Raw genomic sequence first — 18498 nt, 5'->3', positions numbered from 1 at the left:
TATCGTTCATCATTTACTCCTCATCACTGATTAACTATTTTTTTCAAGTTGTTTTACCAAAGCGGCAAAGTCCTTCGGATAGGGCGATTCGACCGTCAGTTCGTCGCCGTTTAGTTTGGTAAAGGTAAGCGAATGGGCGTGCAGGGCCACCCGCTGAATCAGCGGCTGCTCTTCGGTCTCCTGTTTCAGATTGAAATCGCGCTTGATCTGCGACAGAAAAACGGGTTTACCTCCATAGGTGGTGTCTTGCACGATAGGTGCTTTCAGGCACATCAGGTGCACGCGAATCTGGTGCATCCGGCCCGTGATGGGCATGCATTCCACCAGCGTATTGATCCGGTAGGCCCGCAGCGTGTTGAAGATGGTTTCGGCGACCTTGCCCTTTTCCCGGTCAATCTTCACGTGGGTACCATCGCGGCTCGGGGCGATGGGCAGGTAGACCGAAATATCTTCGAAATTATGGACGCCATTGGTGATGGCATGGTAGCGCTTGGCCACTTCGCGGTGTTCAAACTGCATGGCCAGATGCCGGTAGGCCTCCGGGTGTTTGGCAATCGCCAACGTACCTGAGGTCTCCTTGTCGAGCCGGTGCGCCAGTTGGGCGTCGTCGCTGTACGCTTTAGCCAGCCGCAGAATGCTGACGCCCGCCTTATCGGTCGTGCGTTCGTCGAGCGAGGCTACGTGCGGCGGCTTGTTGATGAGGATATAGTCATCGTCCTCATACAGAATGAGGTCGGCGAAATTCAGTTTCATACCACAAAGGTACGGCGTTTACGCCAGTAACACCCGCCCCGCTTCGCCCCGTCCTCAGTCCGACACACCTGCTTCCATCAGTTCGCTTAGGATCTTCTGGGCAGCGATGGAAATAACGGTGCCGGGGCCAAAGACGCCTTTCACGCCCGCGTCGTAGAGGTACTGGTAATCGGCCGCCGGAATAACGCCCCCGGCAATCACCAGAATGTCGTCGCGGCCAATCGCGCGGAGTTCGTCAATGAGCTGCGGCACCAGCGTTTTATGGCCTGCCGCCAGACTCGACACCCCAACGACGTGCACATCGTTTTCGGCAGCTTGCCGGGCTACTTCGGCTGGTGTCTGAAACAGCGGCCCCATATCCACGTCGAAGCCCAGATCGGCGAAGCTGGTCGCGATGATTTTGGCACCCCGGTCGTGGCCATCCTGTCCCATTTTGGCCACCAGCATCCGGGGGCGGCGTCCTTCCTCCTCGGCAAAGCGGTTGGCCATTTCACGCGCCAGCCGAAAGTTCTCATCGTCGGATACCTCTGCCTGATACACACCCGATACGGCCCGAATGGTTGCCTTGTGCCGCCCGAACACCGCTTCGAGCGCATCCGAAATTTCGCCCAGCGTAGCCCGGTGGCGCGCCGCTTCGATAGCCAAGGCGAGGAGGTTTACCTCACCCCCCGGCCCCCTCTCCTTAAAAGAAGGAGAGGGGGAGAAGTCAGAAGGAACGAACGCCGCTTCCACACTACCAGAGATCCCCCCCTCTCCTTCTTTTAAGGAGAGGGGGCCGGGGGGTGAGGTACTAGCCGCCGCCGTCAGTGCGGCTAGCGCGGCTTGCACCTTGGCCTGATCGCGGGTGGCACGTACCTGGCGCAGGCGCTCGATCTGACTGGTGCGTACGGCTTGGTTGTCAACCTCGAGCAGTTCAATGTTTGTCTCGGTCTGGGCGCGGTATTTATTGACACCCACGATCACGTCGCGGCCACTGTCAATACGGGCCTGCTTGCGGGCGGCGGCTTCTTCGATGCGCAGTTTGGGCAGGCCCGTGTCGATCGCTTTCGTCATGCCGCCCAGTTGTTCTACTTCGTCAATCAGAGCGCTGGCTTTGTCGATCAGTTCCTTCGTGAGGTATTCGACATAATATGAGCCACCCCAGGGGTCAACGGCGCGGGTGACGTCGGTTTCGTGTTGGAGGTAGAGCTGCGTGTTGCGGGCGATACGCGCCGAAAAATCGGTGGGCAAGGCGATGGCTTCATCCAGCGAATTGGTGTGCAGGCTTTGGGTGCCACCCAACACCGCCGCCAGCGCCTCGATGGTTGTGCGGGCTACGTTGTTGAACGGGTCCTGCTCGGTGAGGCTGTAACCCGACGTCTGGCAGTGAGTGCGCAACGCCAGCGACTTGGCATTTTGGGGGCCGAACCCCTGCACGAGTGATGCCCACAACACCCGGCCGGCCCGCATTTTGGCGATCTCCATGAAGTGGTTCACGCCAATACCCCAGAAAAACGACAGGCGTGGCGCAAACTGATCAATGCTCATGCCTGCCGCCAGCCCCGTGCGGATGTATTCAAGGCCATCGGCCAGCGTGTAGGCAAGCTCCAGATGGGCCGGTGCGCCCGCCTCGTGCATGTGGTAACCGCTGATGCTGATGCTGTTGAACTTCGGCATGTGGCGGCTCGTGTACGCAAAAATATCGCCGATAATCCGCATCGACGGCGTGGGCGGGTAGATATAGGTGTTCCGCACCATGAACTCCTTCAGAATGTCGTTCTGGATCGTGCCCGACAGTTTCTCGGGCGAAACGCCCTGCTCTTCGGCCGCTACGATGTAAAACGCCATAATGGGCAACACCGCCCCGTTCATGGTCATCGACACCGACATCTGATCGAGCGGAATCTGGTCGAACAGGATTTTCATGTCCTCGACCGAATCGATGGCAACGCCCGCCTTGCCCACGTCGCCCACCACGCGCGGATGGTCCGAATCGTAGCCCCGGTGCGTGGCCAGGTCAAACGCAACCGACAACCCTTTCTGCCCCGCCGCCAGGTTACGCCGATAGAACGCATTCGACGCTTCGGCAGTGCTGAAACCCGCGTATTGCCGGATAGTCCAGGGTTGGCGCACATACATGCTGGCGTAGGGACCGCGCAGATACGGCGGTATCCCCGCCTGCCAGCCTGCCAGTTCCGACGGGGCATCAGCCTGCGTGAAGCGGGGCTTCAGCCGAATGCCTTCCGCCGTGGTGAAGGGCGGCGCGCTGGCCGGGATAGGCGATGAAACGGGGAAAGACGGTAGGTTGGTGAAGTCAGGGCGCATGGCAGTAGGGCTGATCAGGAAAAACGGGCGGGCAGACCCGCCGATAAGCTAACCCAAAATAACGGCTTTCGGCGCACATTCGTGATGCCGCTCCATCCTGTCGGAACGTACCCGGCCTTACGCACCGCCTGACCCCATTTGGTTGATTTAACCGCTACCTTTAGTGGTTTTTACGCACGGCTTATGGTTACCCACCGCTTTAGAACGTACCTGCTGCTCGGCCAACTCCTTATACCACTGACCAGTTGGGCACAAGATGCGCTTTACCCGCCAATTCCTACCGACTCGACAGGGAGCGGGCAGGCAACGTACCTCGCTACGGATTCGACCGCTGTTACCCAACGGAAACGCCGTCAGCTACTGGGCGGCACCACCGTACTCGCGTTGGGAGCCACCTACGTATACCTGGAAAACAAATGGTGGCGCGAGGGCTACACTCGCTTTCACTTCGACAACGGGCGCGACTTTCGGTACGCCAGTAACGTCGATAAGCTGGGGCACCTATTGGGAGGCGTGTTCACCGCCGACGCCTACTACGCGGGTTTTAGCTGGGCGGGTATGGCCCCGAAGCGCGCCGCCTGGTATGCGGCCGGGGCAGCGGCGTTTGTGCAGCTAAGCATCGAGTTCAAAGACGGGTTCTCACCGCGCTATGGTTTTAGCTGGGCCGACGTAACGGCAGGTACACTGGGCGGATTATGGCCGATGGCGCAACAACAGTCGGCGTTTTTGCGCGACAGTCAGTGGAAGGCGAGCTACTGGCAGCGCACCGACAAGTATTTCGATCATCGGGGTATCAAAACGCAGGCGTTCAGCATCGACGATTACATCAATCAGACTTATTGGTTTTCGTTTTCACCCGAGCACCTGGGCGGCCACCGATTCGAGCGGGTGTGGCCTGACTGGCTACAGCTATCAATTGGCGCTGGCCTTGAGGCCGAAACCTGGAGCATTGGCCGCACCGGCGAAGGCGGCCGCTGGGAATGGTATCTGGCGCCCGACATAGATCTGGTCAAACTAGTCAAGCCGCGGCGACCACTGATGAAGACTGTACTGCATTGCCTGAGCTACATCAAAGTACCAGCTCCGACGCTTCAAATCGGGCCAAAACCACGCTTTTGGTGGATTTATTTTTGAGTGAGATTCTGAGCAATTTGTTTTTTTAACGATAGCGTTAATTACCTATACCTACATCGATTATAGGACTATTCTTACTACAATCTTCGGCTATACCTGCCACACACCGTATATAAAGCCGATTATTTCGGTATGCTTTGTATTTTATTCTGTTTTCGATTAGTTTAGAGGACCGTAAAATAATTAGCCTACGGGCTTCCTCTTGTTTTAACCTAACCATGCGATTCTTATTTCAGATCACCCGGCGGCCTCTGGCTCGTCTGGGGTTACTGATACTAATTTTCGCCACCTGCTGCGTGGCTTCGTCGGTAGCCCAAACCTTTACCCCCGATCAGGCGCATGAAGACATGCTGTACCTGCGGCGGCAGTTGAAAACCTATCATCCCGGCATCGGTTACTACACGCCCGAGGCCCGCATGGAGCAACTTTTCGACTCACTGTACAATCACCTCGATGCGCCCATCGACTACCTGTCGCTGTTCAGGTACGTAGCTCCCTACGTAAGCAGCCTTAAAGACGGGCACACGAACCTCAACCACCGCAACGGCTACCTCAACCGCACCACCCACTATGTGCCGTTCTACATTCGGCAGGTCGATGGCCGGTACTACATCAGCCACAACGCCTCGGAAGATACCACGTTGCGGCGCGGCACCGAACTGCTGTCGATCCAGGGCAAATCGGTGGCCATCATTCACAAGGTACTGATGGATGGCGACCGCTCGGGCTCCGACGGCGATAACCAAAGTGGCCGCGAGCAGTGGAGCCTCACCCAGTTTGCCGATTATTACGCCGCCTGGTACGGCTCCGTCGACACGGTGCAGGTACGTTACCGACTGCCCAACGACACGCTCACGCGCCAAACCCGACTGGCCTGCCCTACGTCGGAACGGTTTCGGAATCTGCTGGCTCAGCGCTACCGCCGCGACTTTGAGCAACAGCCCGACCTGCGCCAGCCTAACCTCAGCGTCCGGCTAGTCGACTCGCTCAGCGGCACCGCCGTGTTGCGTGTGTCGTCGTTTATGAACCCGCGCGGCTTCGATCCGTTCCAATGGCAATTCAAACGGCGCCTCAAAAAAGCATTTCAACAGATTCAGGCTGCCGGGGTCAAGAATTTGGTCGTCGATTTGCAGAACAACGGCGGGGGAGCGGTACTCAACTCAGCGCGGCTGCTGCAATATTGGCTGCCCGAACCGTTTACGGTAATGGAGGGCGAACACATGAAACGGGCGGCCCGCGCCGAAATTGTTACGCGCTGGAATCCGCTGTCGGTGCTGAATTTCAGCATGAATTACAAAGATGACGGCCGGGGCTGGTTTGCCAACCGGGTGGCCCGGAAGCGGTTTCGGCCAGCGGGAAAGCTGGCGTTCCGGGGTAATCTGTACCTGCTGATGAACGGGTCGTCGTTTTCGGCGGCGGCTTCAGTGCTGGCTAAAACGCTCGACGCAGGCCGGGGTACGTTTGTGGGCGAAGCTTGCGGTGGTGCCTATTGGGGCGACTTTGCGGGTCAGTTTAAATACATCACCCTCCCCCACTCGCAGATCCAGGTCCGTTTGCCGCTGAAAAAACTGGTGCATGCCGTCGCAGCTGACCACGCCAACGGTTTCACCATCGAGCCCGATTTCCCGACGTCGCGCTCGTATGACGATTTGCTGCAAAATCGCAACTACACGCTGCATCAGGCCCTTCTGCTCATCAAAGAGGGGGTTTCGGCCGTCCGGGCTACTACCGGCGGCCCCCTGGAAGCGCTTAAATGAGCATAGGGCGTGGGGCTCGGGGCTCGGGGCTCGGGGCATGGAGTAACGACTTGGCTACCCCGCGCACCGAGCCCTATGTCCCACGCTTATTTAAACAAAATCGAAAACGACAGTTTGAACTGATCGTCGGTGGGAACAGCCAGCAGGGTGGGCCGCTCGACGGCATAATCCGTCAGCTTGACAGTGAATTGGCCGTCGAGTTGCCATTGGCCGTTCTGGTCGCGGCGGGTGGCCTGGATGGTCACGGGCTTGGTCACGTTGTGGAACGTCAGCTTGCCGGTAGCCGTCAGTGAACCGTCGGCATTCGTTTTTACGTCCTGGCTCGTGAACGTCACGTTGGGGTATTTGAGGCCGTCGAGCACCTCCACCATGTGCGAGTCGCGGTTTTGGTTCTGGCTGTCGAACGACGCCACCCGAACCACCACGGCCACCTGTTGCACCTGTTTGGTGGCATCGTCAATGACCAGTGCCGCATTGACGTCGCGGCTTACCCCTTCCCAATCGTGCATGGGGTGTTTCATGGCATACGTCACCGTAGATTTGGCCTTATCGGCAACGAGTTTTTTGGGCGCGAGGGGGGCAAACGCGGTACAGATCAGGAGCAGCGCAAGGAGTTTCATGAGTTGGCAGAGACAATAGCCCTTTGTCAGCAGTCAACAGACTGTTGGCGTTAACTGACGACAAAGGCGCACATCTATTAAAATTTCAGGACGATGATGGAGGCCGCAAACGCCCCGAAGGTGGTGTAGGCAGCCGCGCGGTGATAGGGCTTCAGGGTGAAATCCTTTTCAATCTGATGGGCCAGAATGTTGGTCGCCACCATGCCCGCCAGGTGAACAATCGCGAGGTATTTGTGCAGCTTGATGGTGCTGAGACCACGCCGCTGCCCAACCGCCGGGGGCGGGGCCGTCAGCGCCAGCAGCGCCGTTGTGCCGTAGGCAATGTTGATCGCCGTGGCCATGCCTTCGTGCAGTTCTTTGATGCGCGAATAGTCGTTCCCTTTCGCGTTGTATAGTTGCGAACCGATGATTCCCTGCGCGATGAAGCCCGCCAGCGTGACAAAGCCGCCAATCTGATGCAGGCTCAGCATGGTCCGGCGAACCTTCAGTTCCTTTTCACGGCCTTCCACCGTAGGGGGCGACGCACCGACCAGACGCACCAGCCCTTTTTTACCCCAAAACACCCGTTGGGTAAGAAGCATATGGTCGGGCAGCAACGGAGGGGCGGCAATGGAATCAGTCAGGCTGGACAGCAGCGCGTCGGCCGATTCCGCCGCGGGGCGGGTGGTATCCGTAACGGCCGTTGCGGGGGCAGCTACTTTGGTACTGTCCTGCGCCTGTACCATCGAAAACGCACAGCAGCTCAACAGGCCGACTAAAAAGGAGCGAATCATACTCATGTAGGACTAAGCGTTATGTAGGCGACACACGCCCCGTCTCAGTGTCTTGTGTCTGCTGGAGCGCAGACCGACAGACGGGGCGTGTGTACGAAACGGGTTTACGGATCAGGCTTTTACGGTCAGCGTATTGCCATCAGCCGATAGCGTAGCCGTATACCGTTTGAGTGCCGTAGCAGCGGGCCCTTTGTTGACCGACCCGTCGGTTTTGAATTCGGAACCATGGGCTGAGCAAACGATGTCGTCGCTGCCGGAGCGATAAGCGAGCAAGTCCTGCCCTTCGTGGGTACACAACCGTTGCAGGGCTACATATCCGCTCTTGGCGTTGGCAATAAACACGTCGCCCACTTTGAGGGCTGAGCCCGCCGTTTTCAGGCCAACGACGTTGCTGTTGGTGAGGTCAAGCGTAAAGTTGATGGCGCCGGCAGAGGTGGTGGCGTTGCCGGTAAGCCCGTTACTCCCGCTTCCGCCTGTGCTGGGGATAGTGGGCGTGGTCGGTGCGGGATCGCTCGATTTGCACGACGAGAGCGTAGTGCCCATGCAATAGAAGGCCATCAGGGCGGCGGAGCTGAGACCAAGGCTGCGCATGAAATCGCCCCGTGAGATGGCGGCTGATTCGTTGATCGGATCGGTATCGACGGACTGGCTATTTTTGTTCATAACAGGCTGACGTTTAAGGGGCAATCGTGTGTTGATACAGTTAATTAGAGAAGAAAGGGCAGTTACTACATTGGATAAGGCGGTTAGAAGCGATACCGAAGACCGATAAACGCGCCAGTGCTGATCAGTTTCACCCGGAAAACACCTACGCCTTTGAGCGGGATTTTCATGAACGGCTCAACCTGCCAGGATAAACGACCGGTAATAGGCCGTTCGTATCCCATCGACACGTTGATGTTGCTGAAGCCAAACGACCCACCCGGCCGTCCCGCTTTTTGGTTATCCCAACCGGTATTCATCCCGATTCGTGGGTCGGTCGGATCGGCAAATTCATAGGTGTAGGTTTCTCGTTGAATGAAGTAACTCGTCATGCCGGCCGTAGCAAACCAGCGGGCCGGGGCACGTCCGTCGCCACGCGGCCGCAATAGCCAATCGTAGCGCAGGTTCAGCGGCAAGTCAATCATTTTACAAACGCCATCGATCTCCTGCGGAACTAGATAGAAATGGCTATGTAGCGGCGGGTTAGGCCATACATACTCATCTGAATACGTTTGGTACCGCTTGGTGCTGAGCATGGCGCCAGTGTGCAAGCTCAGGCGATCGGTGAGCTGGTATTGCACCGACACGCCCATGTTGCTTCCTGGTCGATCGAAGTTTTTTAGCCCGATGCTGCTTAGGTCCGGCGAGGCGAACACCATCACGCTGAACCGCGATAGCCGGGGTGTTGGCCGACGAGCGGGCCGCTCAACAGCCACTTCCTGTACCTCGACCGCCTGTTTCAAAGGACGATCTACGACACTACTCAGGCTGCTCGCCGCCGAGAGGGCAGGCAACCAACGGGCATCCGTCGCCAGCGGCGTTTCGGCCGGCACAGGCGCCTCAGGTACATCCATACCGGGTACATCCATACCGGGTACGTCCTTACCGGGTACGTTCGTGCTGTGTACGTCTGTACCGGGCACCTCCAGAGTAGCGCGTGCAGGTACGTTCTTCGTCGCCGCTCGATCGGGGGCTCCGGGCCACGTTTTAGCCAGCACCAGCGCGTCCATCATCCCCGTGCCCGGCTGCCGTCCAGTTCGTTTGGCGCGGGCCACTCGATTCGTCAGCGTGAGCCGCGACGGCTTCCCCGCCGTACCGACTGGCTCGCCCGCATGAGTAGCAAGCGGCCGGTCGGCTAAGGTCAGGGGCGACGTTTCAGGCTGTGTTATTGGCTGTCGAACAGGCGCAGTGGAGGTTGGCTTGTCGGTTAAGGTAGGCTGGTTAGCCGTTGCGGGGTTGGACTTATTTAGTGCCAATGTAGGCGACTCATCGTTTCCCGACGCAACAGGCGCGGGAAGCGACGTAGCTTCTGACGCTGTTGCCTGCGGTTTAGCCGGCTCCCGAGTCAATGCTCGGTCCGCTTCAGAGAGCGGGGTGGACGCGGCGGCCTGTCGTGGTACCGGGCTGGTCTTGATTGCCCCTTGCTGATGAATACCAGCCGCCTTAGGTACGTAGATTAGCCAACCGAGTCCCCCCAACAACAAGAGCAGCATGGCCCCAATGCCGCCCCACCGGCTAATCTGGTCAAACCAGGTACGTCGGTCGTAGTCATCCAGTCGGCGCGACATATCGGTCCAGTCGGCCGGATCGAAGGGCGCGTCGAACTCTTCAGCTGATTTTCTGAAGAGTTCGTCCAGATGGTTATCGGGCCACTCTTCCATACTCATCGCTCGTTTTTTTTTGTAGCAACAGCCGCAGATTTTCCCGCGCCCGCGCCAGGTTCGATTTCGACGACCCCACCGAGATACCTAGCTGCGTGGCGATCTCGTCGTGGCTGTACCCATCAATGGCATACAGGTTGAACACCATCCGATAGGCTGGCGTCAGTTGCTGTACCAACGACAGCAGGTACTCATGGCTCAACCCGCTCAGGGCGTCGGCTTCCTGACTCATCAGGTGTTCGGCGGCGTGCAGGTCGTTCTGGTAATAGTGCGGCGCGGCCTGCCGGTAATAGTCGGTAGCGGTGTTGATCAGGATCCGGCGCAGCCAGGGCTTGAAGGGTTGCGCCGGATCATATTGGTGTAGCTTCGTAAACACTTTCAGGAATCCATCGTTGAGCACTTCCACGGCTTCTTCGCGGGTCTGCGTGTAGCGCAGGCAGACGCTCATCGCATAGCCATAGAATTGCCGGTAGAGCATCTCCTGGCTACGCCGGTTATGGCGCAGACAGCCTGCCAGCAAGTCAGGTAGAGCCTGTATGGACGGCGGATTCGCCATAAAACGAGCGTCGAAGCGTTATAAATCAAGCAATCAGAAGCAACTGACTAGGGCGCATCCGGGGAGTCGACATACACAATGGGCCACACACCCGGCCTGGGTACGCTAACGCCCTTGGTAACACCACGCTGACCGGCATCCGGACCAAAATAATAGAGCGGCCACCCTTTATACGTAAGTTGTGTGCGACCGGCGGCCGTGGTCGTAGCAAAATCGCTCGCTTTCAAGATCGACGGAATCGACTTGATCGCCGAACCTTCCCAAATGGGCCAGGTCGCGTTGTTGCTGAAGTCGGCCTTGGTGTAGTTGTTCGTTCCTTTCTTGTCATTGGCGAAAGCATACAGCGTTTTGCCGCCTGCATCGGTGAAGTAGAGCGTCGACCCGGTGCCTTCCTTATAGTCTTTCGTGTATGATTTACCGTCGTTACCCACGAGTTGCGCCGACGCGATCATCACCGTGTAGTCGGGTTTGGCTACGTACCAGACCTTATTGACATTCTCGCCGAGCACGTCGCCTGCTTTCGTATCGCTTTTGTAATAATACAGCGGCCAACCCTGAAAAGCGGTTTGTTTACTGCCATCGGCGCGGGTGATGGTTGTGAAATCCGCCGCAGCAAGACTCGTACTCAAGGTAGGCGTTTCTTTGTAAAAAATGGGCCACGTATCCAGGCACTGACCCGAGCAGGCTGATTTGCCCGTGACGTCCGGCGCGAAGAAGTACAGCGTTCGTCCATTCTGGTCGGTGATGACGTTGCCGAGCGAGGTCGGGTTGACCTGAATATCGGGACCGGGCGTCGCTTCGGTGTCTTTCTTACAGGCTGTCAGCGCAGCAACGAGCGAAGCCGTCGACAGCATAGCCACCAGAAAAGAACGGAAAAAGTAAGGTTTGTACAGCATAATTTTCAACTGATTTTCGGAGAGAAACATGACAGTTGAACCGGTTCATTACGCTGTACGGAAAGCCTTCGCCGCCGGTTGCGTCGGCAGGAAAAGTTTTTGGACGAAGGACTTGGGGCGGGGGCTCGGGGCAGGGAGCAAGGTCGTCGATCTATCCCCTGCCCCGAGCCCCCTACAAATCAGCGAAGCGGCGGATGCCTTTGACGAAGTAGGCCCAGATAAAGCTTTTGGGGAAAAGCGGTACGGTGGTGGTAGCCTGCCGTGCCAGGGCCTGCCGCTGCGGCCGGAGCCGGGGGAGCCAGCCGTAGAACGCGAAATGTGCCCGGATGATGGCCCAGATGGCTGCCAGTTCGCCACGTAGCAGCAATGGCGCCGCCGAGAGGCCATCCACGATCAGGCGAAACAGCAGTAACCCCCACGGATTGCGTTGCGGTAGGTTTTTGTACAGCATCGCGAGGCTATTGCGGTAGTTCAGGTACGTCTTTTTCGGGTTGGTTTTTGCCAGCGTACCGGCCCCCACATGGTACACCACCGAGCCACCGCAGGTCCAGACTTCGTAGCCCAGCCGCTGCACCCGCCAGCACCAGTCGATTTCTTCCATATGCGCGAAAAACGACGCGTCGAACCCGCCCGTTTCGTGGAAGACCGACGCCTGCACAAACAGGCACGCCCCCGACGCCCAGAACACCCGCCGGTCGTCGTCGTACTGGCCCGTATCGGGCTCGAGCGTATCGAACAGGCGGCCCCGGCAACCGGCAAAGCCCAGCCAGTCGAGGTAGCCACCGGCTCCGCCCGCATACTCGAACAGCTCGGGTTGGGCGTGCATCCTAATCTTGGGCTGGCAGGCGACAGCCTTGGGGTTGGCCGCAAACAGGTCGAGCACGGGCCGGATCCAGTTGGGCGACACCTCAACGTCGGAATTGAGCAGGCAATAAAACTCGGCGTCGATCTGCCGGAGGGCGGTGTTGTAGCCACCGGCGTAGCCCTCGTTGGTGGGCAGTTGCAGTATACGTACCTGCGGAAACTGCGCGCGCAGGTACGTTACCGAATCGTCGGTGCTGGCGTTATCGGCCACATAAACCGAAAAGCCGTCGGCGTGTGCTAACACCGACGGCAGGAACCGGGCCAGGAAATCCCGCCCGTTATAATTCAGAATAACAATGGCTAACTGCATACTATGATGGCACCGCCGCGTCATCTGTACGGTACGCCGCTACGTTGCCAATCCTTTATCCCATCAGGTTACCCAAGTCCATGCCGGGAATGTTGGGCAGCAGCCCCTCGGTGGCCTGCTGGATGTGCGCCTTAATTTTCGGCTCGACGTTATCCATCGCCTTGTTGATGGCCGCCACGATCAGATCCTGAAGCATTTCACGATCATCCGGCTTGACCAGATCGGGGTCGATGTCGAGTTGGATGAGTTGTTTCTGGCCATTTACGGTGGCCCGAACCAGGCCTGCGCCCGATTCGCCGGTGGCACTGATGGTGTTGAGGCTATCCTGGGCCGCTTTCATTTTGGCCTGGATTTCCTTCATCTTCCCCATCATGCCCATCATATCGCCAAGATTTCCAAACATAGCTTTACTGAACAAGGAGTAATGTATAGTGTATAATGAACAATGCGGTCCGCCGGGGGCGCATCATTCTTTATACCTTGTTCATTACACATCGTTCGGTTCGTTTCAGTTCATCGGATGAGCAGAAAGCGGCCGGTCCGTTCGTAGGTCTTACCGTTTACATCCTTGATCTTGATGCGATACGTGTAATAGCCCGATTGTGCAGGCTGCCCGTTTACGTCGCCGTTCCAGCCCTTATCGTCTTTGTTGGTCGTGTTGTACACCACGTTGCCCCACCGGTCGAACAGCGTCATGTCTAACTCATTCCAGAACATACCCTTGGGTATGAATTCGTTGTTCTGCGTGTCGCCGTTGGGTGAGAAGGCCGTCGGGACAAACAACCGCGGAGCCAGTTGCACATCAATCGGGTTCGAATAGCTCTCGATGCCCTTCGAGTCAACGGCTACGACCTGATACTGTGTCACCTGACTTTGCGGATCGGGCGTGTATTGCGTCACCCGGCCAATATCGAACTTGTTATCGGGCTGTCCCGTGTTGGGGTCGATCTGGACGATGAGGTACGAGCCGGGCGACTGATCGGAAAACGGCGAATCTTTATTCCAGCGCAATACCCCATCGGGGCCAACCGTCAGCAGGATCGAGCAGGCCGGTTTGGTATAGGCTGATTTACTGCCACACTTGTTGATGACGGCCGTCTGGTAGCAGTAGCTCTGCGTACCGGTGCTGGCGGTTTTGTCGGTATAGGTCAGGTCGTTGCTGGTGCCCAGATCGGTAAACGGACCACCGAACTGATTGGCGCGGGCCACTACCAGCGTGTACACGGCCGCTGGCGTTGTCTGCGGCTGGGGCAGGGCCGACTTCACGTAGACGCCATCACCCTGCACCGAGACGAACACCGACGCGGGTCCCGCAATAGTGCCTGCATCGACGCCCGTCACGCACGACTCGGCCGAGGTGACGATCGTTTGGTCGGGTGTAACAGGCGGGTTGGTTAGTGTCGCTTCCAGCCGGTAGCAGTAGCGATCGCCGCATTGAATGTTGAAGGCATCGGCGTAGGCACTCTGTCCCGAGGGCAACCCACCGACGAGTGGCGCGCCACCATTGCGGTAAATGCGATAGCCCCGGAAACTGTCGTAGGTGCCGCTGTAGGGAATCCAGTTGAGCTTGTTCTGCCGGTCGCCGGCCTGCGCGTTGAGCACCAGGCTACACACTTCCGACGACCGCCGCTCGACACCGCAGGCATCTTTAGCCACCACCTGAAAGCAGGTTACTTTATCGGAAGGAGCGGCCACCGTAAACGGGCTGCCCGGGCTAATCAGCCCCGCGTTGACAAAGGCACTGCCACCCGCGTCTTTGCGCAGGATCTCCGCTGTCGTGCCCGTCGGCGCCTGGTAGCGCAGCGTGATGGCATTATCCGACGAGATCAGTGAATTGATAACCGGATTCACGGCCGAGGATGCATTTTGGGGAACCACCACTGTCTGTGACGACGGCCCTTGACAGCCGCTAGCACCGGTGATCAGCCCGCGTACGGTGACCGTACGCGACTGCGTGTTGGCGTAAGTATGGACGACCGTTTTAGGCCCCGGTGTTGGGTACGTATCACTCGACCCGTCGCCCCACGTAATGGTGATGACGTCATACGTGGCGGTTTCAGCCGTCAAGTTATATGTCAGCGTAGTGCTCAGGGCCGAACAGACTTTGGCTGTAAACTCGATGGGTTTGGGCTGAATCACTTCGACGGTGCGGCAGGCAATCGTGCCCTGCGCCCGGTTGGCTTTCTGCAAAATGGTGAAGCTACCGGGTTGGGTGTACGTAAATGTCGTTGTAGAAATGGTGTTGACATTCACGGCGGGGGTTTTTCCGTCGTACTGATAGGCATAACCCGGATTCTTCACATCGGTGGGTAAGCCCGATACGGTGATAGGCTGTCCCAGACAAACTTTTGCGGGCACAGTAAACGAGCCAACGTTGGGGTCGCCTGGATAACTACCTGTCGGACATTGACCCCACGCCGTATGGACACTAAAAAACAGGCAGCTCCAAAGGGCACCAACCGCCAAAAGCCTGTAAAAAATTGCGCTCACAACGTATTGCTCTTTCGTATAACAACTACTTAAATGATCTGACTTCCTAACGTCGATTGCGCCGTTTTCGCATCGGACGAAACGTATCTTTGTCAGAACCCGTTTTACCCTCGTAAGCCACCTGGGCCTCCGCAACGTACCTGAGTCTGACCAGTTCGTCACAAAAAACAGGCCACTATTCGGTAAAGCCAACGGCTACATGCTATGAACAAAGATACTACGATTATCCACCTGGATACTATAGAGGAGGCGATCGCCGACATACGCGCCGGTAAGATCGTTTTGGTGGTTGATGACGAAGACCGGGAAAACGAAGGCGACATGATCTGCGCGGCAGAAACCATCACGCCTGAGCTGGTCAATTTCATGATCAAAGAAGCGCGGGGCCTCATGTGCGCCCCGCTGACCATTGAGCGTTGCGACGAACTTGGTCTCGATATGATGGTGGGCAACAACACGTCGGTCCACACCACGCCGTTTACCGTGTCGGTCGATTTGCTGGGGCATGGGTGCACCACGGGCATTTCAGCTTCCGATCGGTCGAAGACCATTCGCGCGTTGGTCGATCCTGACACCAACCCCGATGAGTTAGGCCGTCCCGGCCATATTTTCCCGTTGCGGGCCGTCGAAGGGGGCGTTATCCGTCGGGCGGGGCATACCGAAGCGGCCGTTGATCTGGCGCGGCTGGCGGGCTTGAAACCCGCCGGGGTGCTGATCGAAGTGCTGAACGAAGATGGGACGATGGCCCGGCTGCCCGAGCTGCGTGTGATGGCCGATCGCTTCGGCATGAAGCTCATCAGCATTCAGGACCTGATCGCCTACCGCCTACGCACCGAGAGCCTTATCCGCCGCGAAATCGGTGTGGATATGCCAACCGAATGGGGCCACTTCGACCTCATCGCCTTTAAACAAAGCAACACCGACGACACTCACCTGGCGCTGGTGAAAGGCACCTGGGAGCCGGGCGAACCCGTGCTGGTGCGCGTACACTCGTCCTGCGTCACGGGCGACATTTTCGGTTCGTGCCGTTGTGACTGCGGCGGGCAGCTCCACGCGGCCATGGAAATGGTTGAGCGCGAAGGCAAAGGCGTGGTGCTCTACATGTTTCAGGAAGGGCGCGGCATTGGCCTGATCAACAAACTGAAAGCCTATAAACTGCAGGAAATGGGCCGCGACACCGTGGAAGCCAATCTGGACCTGGGCCTGCCGATGGATGCCCGCGATTATGGCGTGGGGGCGCAAATCCTGCGCGACCTGAACGTCCACAAGCTCCGTCTCATCTCCAACAACCCGAAGAAACGCGCGGGCCTGATGGGCTATGGCCTGGAAATTGTAGATACCGTGCCAATTGAAATGCCCAGTAACCCCCATAATGAGCGTTATTTAGCAACAAAGCGTGATAAAATGGGGCACCTATTGAATAAGGTTTAACGTCTGGCGTTCAATGTTCAGCGTTTATGTACTTTATTGAATAAGCGTACACGTTGAGCGTTGACCATTGAACGTCCCTTCTCCTCTTCATGAGTTTCCTTTTCCCGTCTTTTCTGTGGGGTTTATTGGGGCTAACCATCCCGATTGCCATTCACTTTTTTAACTTCCGACGTACCCGGCGGGTGTTTTTCACCAACGTGGCCCTGCTACAGTCGGTGCAGACCAACACCCGGTCGTTTCGGCGGCTGCGGCATTGGCTGGTGCTGGCGGCACGCTGCCTGTTTCTGGCGGCGCTGGTCATGGCCTTTGCCCAGCCCTTCAAGGCGTCGAAGAGTGCCATGGGCCTCAAGCGACAGGGCATTACCAGCTTCTATGTCGACAACTCGTTCAGCATGCAGAACGAGCAGAACGAAAAGCGGTATATCGACATTGCCGTCGGGAAACTCGATGAATTGCTGACGCTCTTTCGCAACGCCACGTCGCTGCAACTGCTCACCAACGATTTTTCAGCCGCTGAGCAGCAAACCACCAACGCCGAAGACCTGCGCGATCGCGTCACGTCGATCAAACTGGCGCAGACGCCGCGCACGCTCGATGCCGTATACCGGCGGCAGCGCAACCTGCTGGCGGCAACCAACCGGGGCGCCGGGCATCAGTTGTTTTGGTTCTCCGATTTCCAGAAAAGCACTGCTGGCGACCTAAGCCGCCTTAAAATCGACACCGCCGATCGGCTCTTTCTGGTACCGATTCAGGCGCAGGCCGTGCGCAACGTGGCCGTCGATTCGGTCTGGCTGGGTACGCCGTTTATCCGCGAGCAGCAGAACAATAGCCTGAACGTGCGGCTTCAGAACAGCGGCAAAGAAGCCGTGCAGAACCTGCCCATCCGGCTCTACATCGATGACGTGCAGGTGTCAACGGCCTCGGTTAACCTACCCGCCAACGGCACCGGCGACGTAGCCATGACCATCAACGTGACGAAGAAGGGCTTTCACCGGGGCCGCGTGGTCTTCGACGACTTCCCCGTTACGTTCGACAACGAATATTATTTTACGCTCGAAGCGTCGCCCGCTATCCGGGTGTTGCACCTCTACGGCCAACGCAGCCCGTCGGATTATGTGCAGGCGGTTTTCGACAACGATAGCCTCTTTAGCTTCCGGCAGTTTACCGCCCAGAACTTCGACGTGGGGCAGTTGAAAGGCACCGACTTGGTCGTGCTCGAAGGCGTGGCGCAGATCGCCGGTACGTTGCGCACCGAGTTGGAGCAGTTTGCCCGGCAGGGTGGTAGCCTGGTCGTGATTCCGCCCTCACAGCCCGATCAGGGTAGTTATGGGCCGTTTCTGGCCGCGCTCAACGTACCTGGTTTGCAGGTTGTTTCATCGGCAGGGGCCACACCATTGCCGGTAGCCGAGCCCGACCGGCGCAATCCGTTCTTTTCCGACGTATTTCAGCAGGGTTTTCAGCAAGAAAGCCTCAACATGCCACAGGCTACGCCCGTCTGGCAGTGGGCCAGCGGCGACCGCCTGTTGACCCTCCGCAGTGGGCAGGCGTTTCTGACGCAGTCGCGCGTATCCAACGGCAACCGGCAGCAGGGCCAACTGTACCTACTGGCCAGCCCACTCAGCCCCGACTATGGCAATCTGGCCCAACACGCCCTCTTTGTGCCGCTGATGTACAAAATGGCCGCGCTAAGCGTGCGGCCGCAACGCGTGGCCTACACCTTCGACGACAACCTGCTGACGCTGCCCACCCGGGCCGGCACCGGGCAGGCTACCGATCAGGCGGTGTACAAGCTGAAGAACAAAGCGTTCGAATTTATTCCGGTGCAACGGGTAGTAGGCAATCAGCTAACGCTGGAACTACCCAAGGCCAACCAGCTCAATGCCGGGCAGTCGATCGAGGCGGGCTTTTTTGAGTTACAACGAACCGATGCTAACGGGCAACCCCAAACCGAGCGCATCGTGGCCCTCAACCACGGCCGGGCCGAGTCGCAGATGAATTTTTACAGCCCGGCGGAGCTTCGGCAGGCCTTTGCCGGGCAGGCAAATGTCGAGGTATTCGATAGCGCGCAGGACCGCGATTTTGTGCAGGTACTGGAGCGCGAAAATGTGGGCACTAACCTCTGGCCCTATTTTCTGATCGCGGCGCTGGCCTTTCTGCTGTTCGAAATCGGCATTATCCGGTTCCTTCGGTGACCCCACAACACCACAGCGGTCTAGTTAGGTAGGCGAAAACCGTTCGCTTAAAAAA

15 protein-coding genes are annotated in these 18498 nt (G+C 57.9%); 4 read left to right on the top strand and 11 right to left on the bottom strand.

Going from position 1 to position 18498, the window contains the following annotated elements; translation table 11 throughout:
- Nucleotides 1-30 precede the first annotated feature (30 nt).
- Together FAES_RS03315 and scpA are read right to left on the bottom strand one after the other, a co-directional pair.
- Entirely contained in the window at nt 31-753 is a 723-nt protein-coding gene (locus FAES_RS03315; RefSeq protein ID WP_015329777.1) for an RluA family pseudouridine synthase, read from the bottom strand.
- A 54-nt stretch (nt 754-807) separates the two neighbouring features.
- On the bottom strand, nt 808-3057 hold the full coding sequence (gene scpA, locus FAES_RS03310) for a methylmalonyl-CoA mutase (protein ID WP_015329776.1): 2250 nt from the start codon (nt 3055-3057) through the stop codon (nt 808-810).
- A gap of 183 nt (nt 3058-3240) precedes the next feature.
- Between scpA and FAES_RS03305 the strand changes: the two genes are divergently transcribed.
- Together FAES_RS03305 and FAES_RS03300 are read left to right on the top strand one after the other, a co-directional pair.
- A complete protein-coding gene (locus FAES_RS03305; RefSeq protein WP_015329775.1) occupies nt 3241-4191 on the top strand; it encodes a DUF2279 domain-containing protein in 951 nt (316 codons plus the stop codon).
- A 218-nt stretch (nt 4192-4409) separates the two neighbouring features.
- On the top strand, nt 4410-5948 hold the full coding sequence (locus FAES_RS03300) for a S41 family peptidase (RefSeq protein WP_015329774.1): 1539 nt from the start codon (nt 4410-4412) through the stop codon (nt 5946-5948).
- 86 nt (nt 5949-6034) lie between these two features.
- Here the strand turns inward: FAES_RS03300 and FAES_RS03295 are convergent, their stop codons facing one another.
- From FAES_RS03295 to FAES_RS03255, 9 genes are all read right to left on the bottom strand, one after another.
- Nucleotides 6035-6568, bottom strand: coding sequence for a YceI family protein (locus FAES_RS03295; RefSeq protein ID WP_015329773.1), 534 nt, complete (start codon nt 6566-6568; stop codon nt 6035-6037).
- 77 nt (nt 6569-6645) lie between these two features.
- On the bottom strand, nt 6646-7347 hold the full coding sequence (locus FAES_RS03290; protein WP_015329772.1) for a hypothetical protein: 702 nt from the start codon (nt 7345-7347) through the stop codon (nt 6646-6648).
- A 105-nt stretch (nt 7348-7452) separates the two neighbouring features.
- Nucleotides 7453-8004 (bottom strand): QcrA and Rieske domain-containing protein, encoded by a 552-nt coding sequence (locus FAES_RS03285; RefSeq protein ID WP_015329771.1) that lies wholly within the window; start codon nt 8002-8004, stop codon nt 7453-7455.
- An 83-nt stretch (nt 8005-8087) separates the two neighbouring features.
- On the bottom strand, nt 8088-9704 hold the full coding sequence (locus tag FAES_RS30295) for a hypothetical protein (RefSeq protein WP_041257480.1): 1617 nt from the start codon (nt 9702-9704) through the stop codon (nt 8088-8090).
- Complete coding sequence (locus FAES_RS03275; RefSeq protein WP_015329769.1) at nt 9685-10260, bottom strand: RNA polymerase sigma factor; 576 nt, start codon at nt 10258-10260, stop codon at nt 9685-9687. Before FAES_RS03275 ends, FAES_RS30295 begins: the two co-directional genes overlap by 20 nt.
- A gap of 47 nt (nt 10261-10307) precedes the next feature.
- Nucleotides 10308-11186 (bottom strand): secreted repeat of unknown function, encoded by an 879-nt coding sequence (locus tag FAES_RS03270; RefSeq protein WP_015329768.1) that lies wholly within the window; start codon nt 11184-11186, stop codon nt 10308-10310.
- Nucleotides 11187-11328: 142 nt separating this feature from the next.
- Nucleotides 11329-12330 (bottom strand): glycosyltransferase family 2 protein, encoded by a 1002-nt coding sequence (locus tag FAES_RS03265; RefSeq protein ID WP_015329767.1) that lies wholly within the window; start codon nt 12328-12330, stop codon nt 11329-11331.
- Between the two features lie 55 nt (nt 12331-12385).
- Nucleotides 12386-12733 (bottom strand): YbaB/EbfC family nucleoid-associated protein, encoded by a 348-nt coding sequence (locus tag FAES_RS03260; RefSeq protein WP_015329766.1) that lies wholly within the window; start codon nt 12731-12733, stop codon nt 12386-12388.
- 110 nt (nt 12734-12843) lie between these two features.
- Nucleotides 12844-14688: a T9SS type B sorting domain-containing protein gene (locus tag FAES_RS03255; RefSeq protein WP_041257478.1), complete on the bottom strand. Its 1845-nt coding sequence runs from the start codon at nt 14686-14688 to the stop codon at nt 12844-12846.
- A 336-nt stretch (nt 14689-15024) separates the two neighbouring features.
- On the opposite strand from FAES_RS03255, the gene FAES_RS03250 reads away from it, so the two are divergent.
- Nucleotides 15025-16251 (top strand): bifunctional 3,4-dihydroxy-2-butanone-4-phosphate synthase/GTP cyclohydrolase II, encoded by a 1227-nt coding sequence (locus FAES_RS03250; RefSeq protein WP_015329764.1) that lies wholly within the window; start codon nt 15025-15027, stop codon nt 16249-16251.
- An 89-nt stretch (nt 16252-16340) separates the two neighbouring features.
- Complete coding sequence (locus FAES_RS03245; protein ID WP_015329763.1) at nt 16341-18443, top strand: BatA domain-containing protein; 2103 nt, start codon at nt 16341-16343, stop codon at nt 18441-18443.
- Nucleotides 18444-18498 lie beyond the last annotated feature (55 nt).

It is taken from the genome of Fibrella aestuarina BUZ 2, assembly GCF_000331105.1.
GTDB classification, from domain to species: Bacteria; Bacteroidota; Bacteroidia; order Cytophagales; family Spirosomataceae; genus Fibrella; species Fibrella aestuarina.
The sequence above is the reverse complement of the archived record's forward strand: the minus strand, read 5'-3'. Positions and strand labels throughout refer to the sequence as shown.

Bases quoted from the DNA above. Each gene is read 5' to 3' on its own strand.
- FAES_RS03285 (WP_015329771.1), bottom strand. From the start codon at position 8,004: ATGAACAAAAATAGCCAGTCCGTCGATACCGATCCGATCAACGAATCA.
- FAES_RS03315 (WP_015329777.1), bottom strand. From the start codon at position 753: ATGAAACTGAATTTCGCCGACCTCATTCTGTATGAGGACGATGACTAT.
- FAES_RS03295 (WP_015329773.1), bottom strand. From the start codon at position 6,568: ATGAAACTCCTTGCGCTGCTCCTGATCTGTACCGCGTTTGCCCCCCTC.
- FAES_RS03275 (WP_015329769.1), bottom strand. From the start codon at position 10,260: ATGGCGAATCCGCCGTCCATACAGGCTCTACCTGACTTGCTGGCAGGC.
- FAES_RS03265 (WP_015329767.1), bottom strand. From the start codon at position 12,330: ATGCAGTTAGCCATTGTTATTCTGAATTATAACGGGCGGGATTTCCTG.
- FAES_RS03250 (WP_015329764.1), top strand. From the start codon at position 15,025: ATGAACAAAGATACTACGATTATCCACCTGGATACTATAGAGGAGGCG.
- FAES_RS03260 (WP_015329766.1), bottom strand. From the start codon at position 12,733: ATGTTTGGAAATCTTGGCGATATGATGGGCATGATGGGGAAGATGAAG.
- FAES_RS30295 (WP_041257480.1), bottom strand. From the start codon at position 9,704: ATGGAAGAGTGGCCCGATAACCATCTGGACGAACTCTTCAGAAAATCA.
- FAES_RS03300 (WP_015329774.1), top strand. From the start codon at position 4,410: ATGCGATTCTTATTTCAGATCACCCGGCGGCCTCTGGCTCGTCTGGGG.
- FAES_RS03290 (WP_015329772.1), bottom strand. From the start codon at position 7,347: ATGAGTATGATTCGCTCCTTTTTAGTCGGCCTGTTGAGCTGCTGTGCG.
- FAES_RS03305 (WP_015329775.1), top strand. From the start codon at position 3,241: ATGGTTACCCACCGCTTTAGAACGTACCTGCTGCTCGGCCAACTCCTT.
- FAES_RS03245 (WP_015329763.1), top strand. From the start codon at position 16,341: ATGAGTTTCCTTTTCCCGTCTTTTCTGTGGGGTTTATTGGGGCTAACC.
- scpA (WP_015329776.1), bottom strand. From the start codon at position 3,057: ATGCGCCCTGACTTCACCAACCTACCGTCTTTCCCCGTTTCATCGCCT.
- FAES_RS03270 (WP_015329768.1), bottom strand. From the start codon at position 11,186: ATGTTTCTCTCCGAAAATCAGTTGAAAATTATGCTGTACAAACCTTAC.